The 16,552-nt window shown below is 45.7% G+C and carries 14 protein-coding genes; 5 read left to right on the plus strand and 9 right to left on the minus strand.

Annotation, left to right across the window (positions count from 1 at the left end; all coding sequences use genetic code 11):
- Positions 1-70: 70 nt before the first annotated feature.
- From hisC to serA, 3 genes are all read left to right on the plus strand, one after another.
- Positions 71-1,159, plus strand: a complete 1,089-nt coding sequence (gene hisC, locus ABWW58_RS05615; protein WP_353868216.1) for a histidinol-phosphate transaminase — start codon at positions 71-73, stop codon at positions 1,157-1,159.
- Between the two features lie 928 nt (positions 1,160-2,087).
- Positions 2,088-3,257 (plus strand): pyridoxal-phosphate-dependent aminotransferase family protein, encoded by a 1,170-nt coding sequence (locus ABWW58_RS05620; protein WP_353868217.1) that lies wholly within the window; start codon positions 2,088-2,090, stop codon positions 3,255-3,257.
- Positions 3,250-4,854, plus strand: coding sequence for a phosphoglycerate dehydrogenase (serA, locus tag ABWW58_RS05625; RefSeq protein WP_353868218.1), 1,605 nt, complete (start codon positions 3,250-3,252; stop codon positions 4,852-4,854). The genes ABWW58_RS05620 and serA overlap by 8 nt, the downstream gene beginning before the upstream one ends.
- Positions 4,855-4,913: 59 nt before the next feature.
- Here serA and coaW read toward each other — a convergent pair whose 3' ends face one another.
- From coaW to ABWW58_RS05650, 5 genes are all read right to left on the minus strand, one after another.
- Complete coding sequence (coaW, locus tag ABWW58_RS05630) at positions 4,914-5,732, minus strand: type II pantothenate kinase (protein WP_353868219.1); 819 nt, start codon at positions 5,730-5,732, stop codon at positions 4,914-4,916.
- A gap of 101 nt (positions 5,733-5,833) precedes the next feature.
- On the minus strand, positions 5,834-6,982 hold the full coding sequence (locus tag ABWW58_RS05635; protein WP_353868220.1) for an HAD family hydrolase: 1,149 nt from the start codon (positions 6,980-6,982) through the stop codon (positions 5,834-5,836).
- A gap of 60 nt (positions 6,983-7,042) precedes the next feature.
- Positions 7,043-7,984: a hypothetical protein gene (locus tag ABWW58_RS05640; RefSeq protein ID WP_353868221.1), complete on the minus strand. Its 942-nt coding sequence runs from the start codon at positions 7,982-7,984 to the stop codon at positions 7,043-7,045.
- 219 nt (positions 7,985-8,203) lie between these two features.
- A complete protein-coding gene (locus ABWW58_RS05645) occupies positions 8,204-8,998 on the minus strand; it encodes a TIGR00266 family protein (protein ID WP_353868222.1) in 795 nt (264 codons plus the stop codon).
- A 62-nt stretch (positions 8,999-9,060) separates the two neighbouring features.
- Positions 9,061-9,831 (minus strand): class I SAM-dependent methyltransferase, encoded by a 771-nt coding sequence (locus ABWW58_RS05650; RefSeq protein WP_353868223.1) that lies wholly within the window; start codon positions 9,829-9,831, stop codon positions 9,061-9,063.
- 232 nt (positions 9,832-10,063) lie between these two features.
- Between ABWW58_RS05650 and ABWW58_RS05655 the strand changes: the two genes are divergently transcribed.
- On the plus strand, positions 10,064-10,648 hold the full coding sequence (locus tag ABWW58_RS05655; RefSeq protein WP_353868224.1) for a manganese efflux pump MntP: 585 nt from the start codon (positions 10,064-10,066) through the stop codon (positions 10,646-10,648).
- Positions 10,649-11,338: 690 nt separating this feature from the next.
- Here the strand turns inward: ABWW58_RS05655 and ABWW58_RS05660 are convergent.
- From ABWW58_RS05660 to alsS, 3 genes are all read right to left on the minus strand, one after another.
- Positions 11,339-11,617 (minus strand): hypothetical protein, encoded by a 279-nt coding sequence (locus tag ABWW58_RS05660; protein WP_093672495.1) that lies wholly within the window; start codon positions 11,615-11,617, stop codon positions 11,339-11,341.
- A 166-nt stretch (positions 11,618-11,783) separates the two neighbouring features.
- The gene (budA, locus tag ABWW58_RS05665) at positions 11,784-12,503 is read right to left on the minus strand and encodes an acetolactate decarboxylase (protein ID WP_353868225.1); all 720 of its coding nucleotides are present in this window, start codon (positions 12,501-12,503) and stop codon (positions 11,784-11,786) included.
- Between the two features lie 28 nt (positions 12,504-12,531).
- Positions 12,532-14,223, minus strand: a complete 1,692-nt coding sequence (gene alsS / locus ABWW58_RS05670) for an acetolactate synthase AlsS (protein WP_353868226.1) — start codon at positions 14,221-14,223, stop codon at positions 12,532-12,534.
- Between the two features lie 250 nt (positions 14,224-14,473).
- On the opposite strand from alsS, the gene alsR reads away from it, so the two are divergent.
- Positions 14,474-15,364: an acetoin biosynthesis transcriptional regulator AlsR gene (alsR, locus tag ABWW58_RS05675; RefSeq protein ID WP_353868227.1), complete on the plus strand. Its 891-nt coding sequence runs from the start codon at positions 14,474-14,476 to the stop codon at positions 15,362-15,364.
- A gap of 3 nt (positions 15,365-15,367) precedes the next feature.
- Here the strand turns inward: alsR and ABWW58_RS05680 are convergent, their stop codons facing one another.
- On the minus strand, positions 15,368-16,480 hold the full coding sequence (locus tag ABWW58_RS05680; protein ID WP_353868228.1) for an AI-2E family transporter: 1,113 nt from the start codon (positions 16,478-16,480) through the stop codon (positions 15,368-15,370).
- Positions 16,481-16,552: the final 72 nt, after the last annotated feature.

Here is a 16,552-nt window from a genome sequence, read left to right on the forward strand (position 1 = left end):
GCGGTGTCACAAGCGCAAGCGCCGAATAGTGTGATAGAAAAAATGAACGTGCAAACGAGGAGCGATGCATATGTTTAAGAAAAATCTTGAGAACCTCAGAGCTTATGATCCGGGCCCATCGGTTGATGCGATAAAGAAAATATATGGTCTAAAGCATATGGTCAAATTAGATTCAAATGAAAATGTGTACGGTGCTTCACCAAATGTCCGCGATGCGATTATCAACGATGCGCTTCTTCCGGAACTCTATCCGGACTGTGAAAACACGGATCTTCGTCTTGAACTTTCACAAAGGCTTTCAGTCAAACCTGAACAATTTCTCTTCGGTGCGGGACTAGATGAAATCATCGTCCTTGTCAGCCGAGCATTTTTAGCAGCGGGAGACAGCATGGTCATGGCATGGCCAACGTTCTATGAATATTATTGTCATGCGCAAATTGAGGGCGCGACAACACGAAAGATTCCTTGTGACAAGAATGGAAAGCATGACTGGAAAGCGATGCTCCATGCCATTGATGCAACGACAAAGGTTGTCTGGATCTGTAATCCGAACAATCCGACCGGTACCTATCTGTCGAAAATCGAACTGGGTCAATTTATTCAGAATGTCCCTAAGAATGTGCTCGTTGTCATTGACGAAGCGTATATCGACTTTGTGACAGCTAATGATTTTCCAAATGGACTGGACTACCTGCCGATAAATGACAATGTGCTCATACTCCGCACCTTCTCCAAATCCTATGGTTTGGCTTCTTTCCGGATTGGTTATGCTGTTGGCAGCTTGAGGATCATTGAGGAGATTGGTAAAGTCAGACCGCCGTTTAACAATCCAAGATTAAGTCAGGTCGCTGCACTTGCCGGTCTTAAGGATGATGATTTTAAAGAGAAATGCCTGAAAAAAAATAGAGAGGTATTGGCAATGACTACCTCTTTTCTAGATAATAAGTCCATTCCCTACTATGACACTCAGGCAAATTTCATTTATATTAAAACTTCTGAACCAAAACAGGTTGCGCTCTACTGCAAAGAGAATGGTTTCTTGATTAATGCTTTTCAGGATGGTGTACGTGTCACGATCGGGAAAATGGAGGACATGAAACTATTTCTCAATGTTCTTGAAAAGGCGCTTCTCGAAACATCAGCCGAGCCGAGCAACTAATTAGGTTCCGATATTTCATAAGTAACGTGGCCGGAATAAAATAAGCGGAGATTTTCCGGTTATTTGCACCATGGCGCTTGTTTCACAGGCATATAAGGGTAATTTTTCCGCTTATGCACAGAAAAACTCTCTATTTTCACGTTTTTCGATCCGATAAGCGGAATTTCTCCGTCTATTTAAGCAATTTTTCCATTCATTTTCTAATTAAGCGGAATTTTTCCGTTTATTTCTTAGATTGGGCGGCTTACCTAATCGTCCATCCGAATCTTATGACCATATCGTCGTACCAGCAAGGCAAAACGATAAACTTTCTTTACTTGTTAGAAAACCTGGCTTCGCCTTCGCCAATCCTCTGGCGAAGGCGAAGATTTAGTTGCGACGGCCATGGACGGCCTAGTGTCCGATGAGCCGCAGGACGCGGCGTTTTTTCGGACCGCTTACACTCGTTTCCTGGAATCTTTAATTTTTTTATACTTTCTTACCAGTGGAACAAATCGAAATATTTTTCTTTACAAACATTCAGATAGCTGTTACAATTTGGACACAATCAGTTAAAGAAATTTGATCATGTTAATTGCGATGACGGAGACAACAATATTTTTGGAATCAGTCACCAGAGAGCCGGTACACGCTGAGAACCGGTACGATCCCCTATTTATTGAGCACTCTTGAGCAGGTTAGCAGAAAGTTAATGCGTTGACACACTGCGCATTAATGAGTAGGTGGATTCGGCTTAAAGCCGTTATCGCGTTTAATGAAGGTCGTCAAAGGCATTTCTCGTGCTTTGACGGCAAATGAGGGTGGCACCACGAATATTAGCGTCCCTCGCGGTATGTTTTGCATACTGCGAGGGGCGTTTTTATTATTTTTACCGGACGGCAGTCTTATTTGATCAGCCGCTTCCGCAAATCAAAGAGAAACAGAAAGGATGAGTTCATTGTTTTTAGATCAGACGTATTTGTTTACACCAGGCCCTACCCCAATCCCTAACCAAGTCAACGCCGCTATGGCGCGCCCGATGATCGGGCATCGGAGTCCTGACTTCTCTGTGCTGATTGAAGATGTCGCGACGAGACTGCAACCCGTCTTCGGCACAAAACATCCTGTCATGATTTTAACCAGCAGCGGTACCTCCGCTCTCGAAGCGGCTGTCGTGAACACGGTTCATGAAGGCGATCATGCCATCGTTATTGTTGCCGGATCTTTCGGCGACCGTCTGGCTTCGATTGCGGAGAATTACGGAGCAACTGTCCATCGTTTAAATATAGAATGGGGCAAATCATGTTCCCCAGAACAACTCGAAAACTTTATCGACAGTCTCAATGGAACACCGATCAAAGCCGTGTTCGGCACATTTAACGAAACCTCAACCGGCGTTCTGAATCCGATTCACGCGCTCGGTCAGGTCATCAAAAAAAGGACCGATGCCCTGTTCATCGTTGACGGTGTCAGCTGCATCGGTGCCGTTCCGGTTGATATGGAAAAAGATAAGATTGATGTTCTTGTCACCAGCTCGCAAAAAGCGCTGATGCTTCCTCCAGGTCTCGCATTCGCCGCATTCAGCGACCGTGGATTGAAAGCCATTCGTGAATGCCCGGAAAAGCGTTTTTATCTTGATCTGAAACGCTATGTGGATACTTACGAAAAGCAGAAATCAACACCATTTACCCCGGCAGTGTCACTCATACAAGGGGCACAGGCTGTATGTGACATGATTGAAGAAGAAGGCTGGGCAAACGTAATCAAACGCCACCTTTTGCTCCGTGATATGCTTCGTGCCGGTATCCATGAGCTAGGGCTGCCTCTGTTAACTACTGATGAAGACGCCTCCCCCACCGTTACCGCGGTTCAACCGGAAGGCATTTCAGCACCCGAGATTCAGAAGGCCCTAAAAAAAGACTTTTCAATTACGATCGCCGGCGGTCAGAAGGATCTCAAAGGCAAGATTTTCCGCATCGGACATATGGGCTATTGCACACCATTTGATATTTTGAAAGTATTAAGCGCGCTCGAATTAACACTTGCCAAGTTTGGACAAGCGCCTCGTTTCGGCGCGGCTGTTAAAAAAGCCGAGGAGGTTTACGCACAGCATGTATAAAGTTATTGTTACCGATCCAATCAGCGAAAGCGGTCTGAAAGCATTGACCGGAAATCAGGAATTTAAGGTTGAACAGCATACCGGTCTAGAGCCTATTGTGCTTGCTGAAATGATCAAAGACTATGATGCGCTGATCGTTCGCAGCCAGACCCAAGTGACCCGCGAAATCATTCAAGCGGCAGATCGACTGAAAATCATCGCCCGTGCCGGTGTCGGTGTCGACAACATTGATATTGAAGCCGCAACGGAAAAAGGTATCATTGTCATCAACGCGCCGGCTGGAAATACGATTGCCGCAACAGAACACACCATGGCAATGATGCTTGCCCTGGCACGCAATATCCCGCAGGCCTATGGTTCTTTGACATCGGGAAAATGGGAACGCAAACTTTTCAAAGGTGTTGAACTTTACCAAAAGACACTGGGCGTTGTCGGCATGGGGCGAATCGGCACGGAAGTCGCGAAACGCGCTAAGGGGTTCCAGATGAACATTCTCGGCTACGATCCGTTCCTAACGGAAGACCGTGCAAAGAAGCTGGGCATTATTAAAGCGAGTCTGGATGAAATTGCGGAGCAGGCTGATTTCATTACGGTCCACACACCGCTGACTCCTGAGACACGTGGATTAATCGATGCAGATTACTTTGCGAAAACGAAAAAGGGTGTGCGTTTCATAAACTGCGCCCGCGGCGGAATTATTGACGAGCGGGCACTCGTTGACGCTGTAAACAGCGGACAGGTTGCCGGGGCTGCGATCGACGTATTCGAACATGAACCCCCGGAAACTCCCGGACTCACTCAGAACCCGCGTATTATCGTCACGCCGCACCTCGGTGCCTCTACTGAAGAGGCGCAAGAGAAAGTCGCTGAATCAGTCAGCGAAGAAATCGTTGGCATCTTCACTGCAGGAAGCGTGCAGCATGCCATTAATCTGCCGCATATCTCCGCTTCTGTTCAGCAAAAAATCAAGCCTTACCTTACATTGAGTGAGCAAATGGCTGAACTGCTGATGCAGATTTTTAAGAAGGCACCGGAAAAAATCAATATTAACTACTATGGTGAACTCTTTTTAGAAGACACCGGTTTACTAACGCGGCAAATGATCAAAGCACTCCTTTCATACTATCTGGATTCATCAATCAATATTGTGAACGTGATGCAAGTGCTCAAAGCGCACAGTCTCTCCTATAGCGTACAAAAAAACGCGGCACACAAAGGCTTCACGAACTTTATTGAACTTGAAATCGTCAATGGTGATGACAAAGCGACGATCGCTTGCACCTACCTCGCCGGGTTTGGCGGACGAATCGTTTCGATCAATGGCTATCGCCTTGACATGGAACCGGAAAAGTATTTGCTGTACATTGATCACATGGATGTTCCCGGCATGATTGGAAACGTAGGATCGATTCTCGGCGAAGGACATATCAACATCGGCAGCATGTACGTTGGCCGACAGACTATTGGCGGTAAGGCCGTCATGGTCTTAACCGTTGACAAGCCTGTACCTGACACCGTTCGCGACACAATTCTCGGCATCGAAGACTTGAACGATGTGCAATTTGCGGAAATTAACGGCTTTGCAGAAGAGAAATAATTACTTATCCTATTAAAAAGCCCTCCAGTCCTCAACTTTCGAGGATGGAGGGCTTTTATTCATTTAGACAGCGCGGCCCCTACAGCACCGCAGAATGAGCCGTCACGTAGGATAATCGGAGTAATCCCCCACTGCCGGCTGTAACGTGTTACACTTTTTTTAAGCTTGGGGTTTTCTACAAAAGAGCTTCCGATATAAACGACCGTATCCACACCGGCCTTTTGAGCAGCCATGACACTGAGTGCCGTTACCGTTTCAGCAACCAGGCCAATGACTGAAGCGACTTGGTCGGCAGATGGCGGTACCGCAGTTTTGCCGGACAGCGCACCAAAATTACTTGCTGTTAGGTCACCTGGGATCGGAGGCGTTCCATTCCCATAGATTCGGGAAACAGTCAAATCAACCGAATCCCTATGACCTTGAGCGGCAAGCCGTATTAACTTCGAATAATCATAGACATTCGTTAACAGACCGGATAGTCCTACAAGTGTCCCGCCGCCGACACCCGTTCCACCGACCCATTCCTGCATTTCTCCCCGGATCAGGTTAATCGAGGTACCTGTTCCGACATTGGTAAGAATAAAATCGGTAAGCTGACTCTGTCCCTCTAATGCGAGCAGGTGACGCGCACCATTGCAGGAAGCAAGGAATTCCGGGACACTGGTTTTGTCCTGTCGATTCAGTTTATCTTGAACTATGGCGGACTTTCCTCCGGTGATTCGAAGCGAAAGCGGAGCGGCGCGTTCATTCAGCCATACGAGGCAATCGTCAACTTGCCGAATGGAAAACGATTGAAAGTACCATCCCTGTCGCCTTTGGATCGCCACTTTGATTAACGTCCCACCTGCGTCTATACCTGCTCTTTCTGTACTGCTCAACGTTCATCCTTCTTTCTTCATTTCCCATGACCACCACGTTATAAAGATAAGGTGTCTCAAAGTCAAAAACAGACTATTGAGACACCCTCCGGTATACATTCTTATTTTTCCAAGAGACCAAGTACAAGATCTTTTACGTCTGCAACGGAATTTAAAATAAAATCGGCACCATGCTCTTCCAATTCACCGCGCGCTTTCTGACCGGAAAGTCCTGTGAGAACGCCAACAAATCGGCAGCCCAATTGTTTCGCACATAACAAGTCGGCAAGCGAATCCCCGACAATTAACGTATTTTCACCATCGGGAAGCTGTTCCGGCTGACGAGCGGTCCATCGTTCAATGTCGCTATCCTTGCCATGGAACGAGGTGAGGTAGGTAAACGGATGCGGCTTTGCAAGGGGAGCCGCATCATATTTTCGTTCTGCTGCCAGCACATCATCGGCTGTCGCGATATGATTCTGATCGAGCTCGCCAATCCAGTTCAAGTACGTGAACGGTTTAAAGGTTTCCAATCTCGGGCGCCCGGTCGCGATCCCTACGCGAATCCCTTTCTCGCGGAATGCGTGAAACATTCCCTGAATAAAGTCAGGTTCTGCAAGTGTTACTTCTTCATTCATGAATCCTTTTTTGCCGGTCTGAACAGATGGCGCGCCAGTCGCGCTAAGCACATTTTCATCACCTATGTACCATTCTTGTGAAGCGTGCTCACCGATATGCCAAAAATCACTCTTTGGCTGGAAGGCTTTTGTTTTAATGCCAAGCCGTTTTTCAGCGATCTCATTCAGATAAAGAATTAATTCCTGTTTTGTCGCATGACTCTCTTTAAAGTCAATCATGAATCTAGTGAAATCAGGCTTCACAGGATATTCTTTAAACAAGGCTCTAAACGTATCGAGCGTCGTCCGAGTGATCGGTTTTACCAGTTGTTTCACTGCCTGAACCCGTGCCTCTTCTGGCAATTGCGTTGTCAGATGAATGAGCTGTACGGAAATTGTTATATAAATCATATCCCAGTTGGCGTTCATCCCCCGGGATTTCAAGAAGTTCAAAACGTCATCATTCAGAAAAATAGTTGATCGGATGTTTGCAATCTCTTCATCGCTGTATTCCGTTTGAAAAGATTTGCCATCGCCTAGCCCTAGATAATTTTCGCTCAACAGTAATTCACGCACAGTGAGCGCCGATGCGTCAAAATAACGTTCCTCGCTAAGAAAAACGCCGTCAACATCGAATAAAACCGTATGAATCATTTTTTCACCGATCCTCTCGCCATTTCTATCAGTTTACCATAAACAGTTCGTTGTTCCTATTCAATTCCCATTCAACCCTCTGCCTTTTTGGGCAATAATCGTCCAGTTCTGCCCACCATTTTCCGTTCGATACATAGCTTCATGCTTGGTTAGAATAATCGCTTCTCCGGGTTTGATCGGATTTTGAATGATTTTAATCAAGCGATCACTCGCTACAGTATCCATGTCAAGATTAATGGTTTTCGTTTGTTGCGGAAGAATTTGATAGAGCGATGTTTCTTGTCCGAAGCTGGCGACAAGCAGTGAGGGCTGTTTGGTAAATCCATACGCCATGCTGGTCACAGAATGACCCTTTAAGTATCGCTGAAAATGAGCACCATGATCCGCACTGACATAGAGACCTTTTGTTGTCCCGATTGCGAGCTGACTCTTATTAGTCGGCGATACAGCTAAGACTTGAGCAGTTCCTTCAACGGTTTCCAACTTGATCGTTCTCCAAGAACCGCCTCTGTTATCAGAGAAACGTAATTCGGATGTTTTACCTATGGTGTGAAGATTATACAGTCGCCCCGTCGCATAGCCTTGCGCCCACAATCCTTCTTGGTCATTTAGTTTGTGGCGATTCAACGGTTCTTGTTTTAGCGTCTTCCACTCTATGCTTCCGGATTTACTTATTTGGATAAAGCCGGAATTGATCGGCAAATACATTAAGACGCGCGAGTCGCTCTTTAATTTTTCAGCACCCCATGTACCTTTTTTATAAGTTACAAGCTGTTTATCAGTCCCAAGCCAAACTGTTTTCCCATCCTTGCTGTATCCGGCTCCAAGCACATGTGTAAAGCGTACGCCTTCACCGCTGTCTGAATTGTGCGCCTGAACTGCGTAGATAATCCACACAGTCATTCCGGCAAGCAGAAGAATGAAGACAATTTTCGCAGCGAGCAGCCAGAATACCCAACGGACACTTGTTTTACCGGATGCTTGCTTTTTCGTTTCGTTCACGTGATACCACTCCGTTATCTATCATTCCTTTTAGTGTAACGAATCCGCGGACAGAAACCCAGTATAATGCCTGAAATTAGAATTTGAAAGTTTGGCTTTTCCAAGCCTTACCTATCCGGCTGCTTACACTTTTTTCCTTAAATTTTTTCCTAGCAGTGTGAAATAACGCCGCCGAATGACAAAACGGCGGCGCAATGGACTATTAAACTGATTTATGAACTAGTCGCCGTTAAACATGTTGAAAATGCCGCCGGCAAGGCTTCCCTCATCCTTACTGCGCCCGGCGGGATTACCAGGCATGGCGCTGAATACACGGCTGGCAAGCCTGCTGAACGGAAGTGATTGTACCAGCACTTTTCCCGGTCCTCTTAATGTTGCGAAGAACAATCCTTCTCCGCCAAATAGAGCAGTTTTAACGCCTTTGACAAATTCAATGTCGTAGTCCACACTGCTCGTCATTGCGACGAGGCAGCCCGTGTCAACTTTTAACGTCTCGCCTGGAGCAAGATCGAGCTCTTTAATCATGCCGCCCGCATGGACAAATGCCAGACCGTCACCCTCAAGCTTCTGCATGATAAAGCCTTCTCCTCCGAAGAATCCGGCACCGAGCTTTTTCTGAAAAGCGACTCCAACAGAAACTCCTTTTGCGGCGCATAGGAAAGAGTCCTTCTGACAAATCATACGACCGCCGTAGAGACTTAGATCAAGCGGAATGATTTTTCCCGGGTAAGGGGATGCGAAGGAAACATGTCCCCTCGTTGATCCCTCATAAGTAAACGCGGTCATAAAGAGACTTTCGCCGGTGAGCAGTCGTTTGCCGGCACCGAACAGCTTGCCCATTACCCCGCTGCCTTGATTGCTTCCATCGCCAAAAATAGTTTCCATGGAAATGCCGTCTTCCATCATCATGAAGCTCCCGGCTTCGGCAATCACCGTTTCACCAGGATCCAATTCGATTTCCACGAATTGCATTTCCTGTCCCTCGATTTTGTAATCAATATCATGGTTATTCACAGATTCACTCTCCTAATATACCTTCCAAAAGGCTTAACAACTCAACGTCTGCTTCCGCAGCGTTATTTAAAAGCAATTATATAGTAATCCGTAACAGACTCTGTAAAAATACCTGAAGGATCAATTGATTTCAGCTTGTCATAGAGTTCTTTTTCAAAATTAGGTGCGTCGGTGCCGAGCATCGTTTTTCGGCAGGTGGATGTGGAATAAAGATAACCGATGACAGACGGAATATCGCGTTTACGTTCTGAATGAATCTGACCGGTCACCAAAGAATGAAACGAAGATTGAGCCAGCAACTGCTCATGTCGGACACCAAGTTTTCGGTGTCCGCTATTCGGAAACCATTTATCAATGACCTGCTGAACCGCCTGCTGCCAATCAAGCGAGCGGTCACCAAGCATATGTCCCTGCCCGACAAGAGCCAGCGCTCCGCCTGGTTCAAGACGATCATAGCTCAGCTTAAGTACGAGTTCGCGATCCATCCAGTGAAAGGCATCGCCAGCTGTAATCATTCGAAAAGAGCCCAGCTTTGGATTCATTTGCTCAGAAGGCATTTGCAGCCACTTCATTTTGTGAATATCAAGCAGTTCACATTGGCTGCGCGCGGATTGCAGCATATCCGAACTCACATCAATGCCAACAGTGTCGTCAAAATACTTTGCCATTGGAAAAGTTAACTTACCGGTTCCGCAACCTAAATCCAGCAGACGCCCTTTACCATCCAATCGACATTTTGTGGCTAATGTTTGGATCAATCGATCACTGTACTGGCCCCGATACTTCAGGTAATAGTAGGCGGCGCCATCATAGAGACCTTGTGTTTGCATCATCTGTTTCACTTGATCACCTGTTTCTCATCCAATTCGGTCCATACATCTCAAACATTATATCAAAGGACGGACAATTTTCACCGATGCATTTTGTAAAAAGTCATGAAAATCGCCCTTAAGTGATGAACACCTTTCTTATTTTAACATACAATACCTTCCGACCGGGCATTTTTGAAGCACAACTATCGAAAAGACGGCCGCATTATTTACGGATCAAAGGGGCTGAGAAGAGATGCATTGGTTCATGATTCTTTTAATCGGCATAGCGGCAAGTATTGATAATTTCGCAGTGGGTATGTCTTATGGGATTAATGGAAAAAAGATTACTTGGATGGCTAATCTATTCATGGCAGTTGTCGCATTAACGACTTCTCTCATTACGATCATCGCCGGTTCATTCCTTGGATTCACGATACCTCAATTCTTTGCGAATTTAATGAGCGGCGCGATCATCCTTGGCATTGGCTTATGGTCGTTCTTCGATGCGTTCAGGCACCACAGTTCTCCCTCAAGAACAATTCCCCAAGCAGATCAGATCGACCGTGACCAAAACAATTTGATTTCATACAATGAAACATTTTGGCTGAGTTTCGCGCTGTCCTTTAACGCAATGGGCACTGCGTTCGGCGCAGGGATTGGAGGATTGAATCCTGTTGGTGTTGCCTTAACTGTCGGTGTTCTCTCATTTTTTTCGATTGAAGCGGGGCAACGATTAGGCTTAAAGAAACTTAAATCACGTATGGGAACACTATCCGAATATATCGCTTCCCTCCTGTTAATCTGCATTGGCATCTATACAATTTTAACTGCGATTTAAGCATCCAAAAGGATTTGTCGACCTGTTGAAGCTGATTAACCGCCCATTTTCATTGCTCGAATCCTTCCATATAGATAAACCGTTCGAGCGCGTTGGGTGTCCTTAATTAGGACACGCTTGTTGCATGAAAGAAAAGCCAGGCAAAATAAGCGGAATTTTTCCGGTTATATGCATGATGGTGCGTGTTTCACAGGTACATAAGGGTAATTTTTCCGGTTATGCACGGAAAAACCCACCATTTTCACGTTTTTCGATTCGATAAGCGGAATTTCTCCGTCTATTTAAGCGATTTTTTTATTAATTTTCTAATTAAGCGGAATTTTTCCGCTTATTCCTCAAATTGGGCGCTTACCTGATCGCCCAACCGAATTTTATGGCCTTATCGTCGTACGAACAAGCCAACACCTAAACTATTTGTTAGAGAAACCGGGCAAAGAGCGCCCGGTCGCTAATCTCCAGCCATGTGTCATTGGTTCGTGTCTTTATGGTACTGAATCGTCGCTTCGGTTGCTTGCGATCAACTGGTGCACTCGCTGGCACGTAATCAACAGAGACATTCCCGCAGGCGTCTCACACCTTCGCTTTGATTCTCGGCCAAGGCACGGGTGTATTTGGTCAGGGCAAAATATGATACTTTTTTTACTTGTTAAAAAATCGCCTACTCATTCATTGGCGCCATTGATGTGCCCATTAGTGATAAGGGCCCTCCTTCGGGTGGCGGTACAGCTTCGACAACTTTTTTACAAGCATATACAAGCCAAATGCGGCTAGCGCATAAATTGAGCCTGCAAGTGCACCTTCGATGAGATCTGTTCGTTGCTCAATAATTGCTGTATAGAATAAGCCAAATGCAAACGCTGATGGAAAAAGAAGTAAGTCATGGGCGTGAAAAAGAATTTTAACGAAGACCATCAAGATCATAATCGCGCCTAAAGCCGCAAACGTTTGAAAAAGAATCATTTGAATCACAAGCTTCACCTGCTCTCAATAGTCCTACGGTTTCTGTCATTGTATGCGGCAGCTTGTCTTGGAATACATATTCATGAAGCTTTCAGATTGACACAATCAGCGAAAATAAAAAAAGATCCAAAGGTGTCATCCTTCAGATCTCTCTTCTTTTACCTAGTCACAATCATTAGCCTTCGGTGACTTTTATTTCTTTCTCCAGCTCTTTTCGCGAAAGGTTCGCGTTCAGAAATCCTGCCGTCTCAGGCGTATAGAGGCTCATATGTGATTTTTGATCAACTTGAACAGTACCATGATCGAAGACGTAATCAAAGACGTGACCCCCGCCCTTGCGTTCCTCGTCAATAAAATGAAGGTGAAAGCCGGAAACCGCAATTCCCTGAGTAAATGCCGGCGACCAAAAACCAACGACCGTTCCCTTCACATTCTTAAAATGAAAAATCGGTTGCGTCTTAACCGCTTCAGTCATCGGAATCGGTTTCTCCTGATAAGCAACCGTTCGTGTGCTGACTTCTTTAAAGACACCGTCGATACGGAATGCGTAAAACAGATTTTCGCTTTTCATCAGTTTTTTCAGTTCATCTTCAAACGCGTTTTTATCCAGAGTGTGATCAATTTTCTTCTCAACGGTTGGCTGAAAATAGGTCAGTGAGCAGAACGGCGTCCTGTCCTCGCTCTGGAGTGGTGTAGCTGTTCCGTCTCCGCGCAAACGGTAAAATTGTCCGTCAAAAGCAATCATTTCACCGTCCAAATGCTCAAAGGTGCCAATGCCGAAATTGCCAAATTCCTTGATTTCATCGTAATTCATTGCGCCTTCGAAGACACCGTCGAGCAGCGATGACATCGTTGAAAGTTGAAACAAACGACCATTATCCTTTGCACTTGCCATAATTTATCTACCTCTCTTGTAGTAATGATTAGTTCAATTGGTTTGGGATCAAGCTCTTGCCAAGAGCGATGTTATCACTGTAATCCACAGGCACATCGATGATCACCGGTCCATCGTTGTATGCGAGTCCTTCTTTCAGTACACCTTCGAGTTCTTCCGGCTTGTTCACTCTCAATCCTTTTGCACCAAATGCCTCAGCGTATTTCACAATGTCGATTTTTCCAAAGTTAATCCCTGAGGTGCGTTTGTATTTCATTTGCTGCTGGAAGGCAACCATGTCATACGTCCCATCGCGCCAAACGATGTGGACAATCGGCAATTTCAGACGAACTGCTGTTTCCAGTTCCATCGCGGAGAACAAAAATCCGCCATCGCCCGACATGGAGATTGTCTTCGCATGATCCTTAACCAGCGAGGCAGCCATCGCCCATGGGAGCGCGACGCCAAGCGTCTGCATGCCGTTGCTAAAGAGCAGCGTCTTCGGTTCATAAGAACGGAAATGGCGCGCCATCCAAATGTAATGAGAACCAACGTCACATGTAATTGTCGTTTCATCACTGACCAAGTGTCGCAGCGTGTGAATCAGGCTGAGCGGGTGCACAAGATTGCCGTTCGTTTCCTTCGGCGGTTCATCCCGTGCATCCAGTCTGTGGCGCATTACTTCCAAATAAGAGAGGCTGTCTTGCGTCATATTCAAATTCGTCAATTTATCCTTAATCCGCTGAACTGTTGATGGAATGTCACCAACCAATTCAATCGAAGGTTGATAGAAATGGTCAATATCAGCGCGAACTTCATCCAAGTGAATAATTGTACGCGCACCGACATTATTCCAGAATTTAGGATCGTATTCTACGGAGTCATAGCCAATTGTAACCACGACATCAGCCTTTTCAAGCACTAAGTCGCCGGGTTGATTGCGGAATAGACCAATGCGGCCAAAGAAACGCTCCTCCATATCACGCGGAATCAATCCCGCTGCCTGGAAGGTTTCCACTACAGGGAATGCGATCTTCCGAAGCAATGAACGGACTGAAGACACGACGGAGAATCGATTGGCGCGCATGCCGGCGAGAATAACCGGCATTTTCGCGTTCTTAATCGCTTCCACAGCTTTGTCAATGGCTTCTTCGGACGCGGTTCCAAGCTTCGGACTTTCGAGCGGTCCAAGTGCGTTCACTGTTGTTTTCGAAACCAACACGTCCTGCGGGAAGCTGACAACACTCGCACCGGCGGATGTTGATTCAGCAGCACGGAAGGCATTTGTTACAACTTCAGCTACGTTTTTCGGATCAACGACTTCAGCGCTGAATTTAGAGATTGGCTGGAAGAGAGCCGCATTATCCATGGATTGATGCGTTCGTTTCAAACGATCAGCCCTAGGAACGGCGCCAACTAACGCCACAATCGGATCGTTTTCTACGTTAGCGGTAACAATACCGGTAGCGAGATTGGAAGCCCCCGGACCGGAAGTTACTAAGCAAACGCCTGGTTTACAGGTGATTCTGCCGATGGCCGCAGCCATAAAAGCGGCGTTTTGCTCATGTCGGCAAACAATCAGCTCAGGTCCGCGGTCCTTCAGTACATCATATACCGCGTCAATCTTCGCTCCCGGAATACCAAAAATATACTTCACACCTTGTTTAATTAAACAGTCAACGACAAGTTCGGCACCGGTTGCCAGTTTCTGTTCTTCTTTCTCCTTTTTCAAATCACTCACAATACGTTCCTCCTCTTAATTTGCGGGCGTCTATTTCTAAATGTGCTCACATGATTATCTGTTTCTGCCTTTAGGGTCGGTAGTTCGCCTGTGCATATTTTGGTAAACTTTTCTGTGACTAATATCATTTTAGCGCGCCAATTTACTTATGTGAAATATATTATTGAACACCATGTAATACACGTAGTATATTAATAGTGAATAAACCATTTTAACGATGACTAAAAATAAATTGGGAGAATCGCTGCTAATGGAACTTCGTCATATTATCTATTTCATTACCGTTGCTGAAGAACTGCATTTTGGACGAGCTGCTGCGCGCCTGCAAATGACACAACCGCCGCTGAGCAAACAGATCCAACAATTTGAAGAGGAAATCGGTGTCGCACTTTTTAAACGAAATAAACGACATGTCGAGCTAACAACGGCGGGGCAACTCTTTCTGCCTGAGGCACGAGAAGTTATCGCTCAGGTAAATCAGGCTGTGGATACAGCTCAAAGGGCACACCGCGGAGAATTCGGCCGTTTAGTGATCGGCTTCGTTGGTTCGGCAACTTACGATATTCTTCCGCAAATCATCCGCGAATATCGGAGTACGTTTCCACATGTTTCGATCCGTCTGCATGAGTTTTCAACACCCGATCAAGTAAGCGCGCTGATCGGCAGCCGAATTGATGTCGGGCTCTTACATCCGCCGGTCAGCAGTTCCCTTATCGAAACGATACCGATCAAACGGGGCTTTGCCGCACTGTCTCTTCCAAGAAATCACCCGCTTGCGAAGAAAGATCGAATACGAATTAAAGATCTTGAGGATATACCGTTCATTCTGGTCTCACGTGACATTTGGCCGGGTTTATATGATGAATTTCTTTCCCTGTTCCAGAACGTCGATTTCACCCCGAAAATAGTCCAAGAAGCAACTGAATATCAGATGGTCGTTGGGCTGGTCTCCGCGGGGATCGGCATCGGAGTTGTTCCAGCTTCAGCAGAAAAGCTGTTCAACCTAGAGGTCGTTTACAGAAAAATTGACGATTACCCGCTCAAAGCTGTACTCTCACTTGCCTATTTGAAAAAAAATACGAATCCTGCCCTGAAACAATTTGTTTCATTAACAAGGCGGATTCGTATTGATGAGTCATAATTTTTACGATTTGATCAAGCTGTCGTCTTTACTTTTGCGTCGTAAACGAACCAAGCGAATCATATGCGAAATAAATGTCTTAATCATCGCATAGGTTGGTACAGCCAGAATCATGCCGATCGGCCCTATCCATTTTCCAGCGACAAGCAGCAGGACAATGATCGTTAACGGATGCGTGTTCAGCCGCTTACCCATGACAAGTGGGGAAATCAGATGGCCATCCAGCTGCTGAACGATGATGATCACGGCAAGAACAAGCAGCGCCTTTGCGGGTGAATCAATCAACGCAATGATCAGTGCCGGAGTCGCCCCTATTATCGGTCCCAGATAAGGAATAATATTGGTCACACCGACAATTAGTCCGAGTAACAGGCTGTATGGCAGACCGATCACAGCAAAACCAATACTTGATGTAATCCCTACAAACGACGCCACAATAATCAACCCGTGAATATAGGATGACAACGTGTCATTAAGGTCACCTAAGATGTGATTGACCTCATCATGATACTTCTGTGGAAAAAAGCGTGATACTGCCTTGGGGAGACGATTGCCGTCCTTCAGCATATAAAATAATATAAATGGAACAGTGACCACAGTAAGCGTCACATTGGCCAGTACATTAAAAAATGTCGATAATCCGGAACCTGCGTTATCCGTGAATGTCTTTACCATCTTCTCGAGACTGTTCTGAATTTTGTCGATAGAATAATAATCTTGATGGATCAGCCATTTAAATCCTTGAGAATCTGCCAATTTCTCAATGCTTTGCCCCAAGCTGGTGATGTAATCCGGAATCTGCCCGAATAACGATTTCACCTGCTCTGTAAGCGGAGGACCGACAATGACAACGAGCAGGGCAATCAAGCCCGTAAGAATAATGTAAATAACCAAGATACTAACGGTCCTTGGAAGCTTCATGCGTTGGAAAATATCTACGAACGGACTAATTAAAAAGAAGAGAAAGCCAGCCACAATGATCGGAAAAAACAGTGTAGAGATTAGGGTAACCACCGGAACAAAAATAAACGAAATTTTTGTTAAAACAAAGATCAGTAACGCAAGTCCTAGAAGCTCTAAAGTCCAGAAAATAAGATTCGAATGTTTTTTCAGCACAGTCTCCACACCTTTTCACAAGCCCTCAAAGGACGTCTTCTATTTCACTTATAGTAATTATAGCGTGTTCTT

This window comes from Sporolactobacillus caesalpiniae (assembly GCF_040513385.1).
Taxonomy (GTDB): Bacteria; Bacillota; Bacilli; order Bacillales; family Sporolactobacillaceae; genus Sporolactobacillus.

What these genes read in the sequence shown, in the direction of transcription:
- hisC (WP_353868216.1), top strand. Translation starts at nt 71, where the DNA reads ATGTTTAAGAAAAATCTTGAGAACCTCAGAGCTTATGATCCGGGCCCA.
- ABWW58_RS05620 (WP_353868217.1), top strand. Translation starts at nt 2,088, where the DNA reads ATGAGTTCATTGTTTTTAGATCAGACGTATTTGTTTACACCAGGCCCT.
- serA (WP_353868218.1), top strand. Translation starts at nt 3,250, where the DNA reads ATGTATAAAGTTATTGTTACCGATCCAATCAGCGAAAGCGGTCTGAAA.
- ABWW58_RS05635 (WP_353868220.1), bottom strand. Translation starts at nt 6,982, where the DNA reads ATGATTCATACGGTTTTATTCGATGTTGACGGCGTTTTTCTTAGCGAG.
- ABWW58_RS05650 (WP_353868223.1), bottom strand. Translation starts at nt 9,831, where the DNA reads ATGATGCAAACACAAGGTCTCTATGATGGCGCCGCCTACTATTACCTG.
- ABWW58_RS05655 (WP_353868224.1), top strand. Translation starts at nt 10,064, where the DNA reads ATGCATTGGTTCATGATTCTTTTAATCGGCATAGCGGCAAGTATTGAT.
- budA (WP_353868225.1), bottom strand. Translation starts at nt 12,503, where the DNA reads ATGGCAAGTGCAAAGGATAATGGTCGTTTGTTTCAACTTTCAACGATG.
- alsR (WP_353868227.1), top strand. Translation starts at nt 14,474, where the DNA reads ATGGAACTTCGTCATATTATCTATTTCATTACCGTTGCTGAAGAACTG.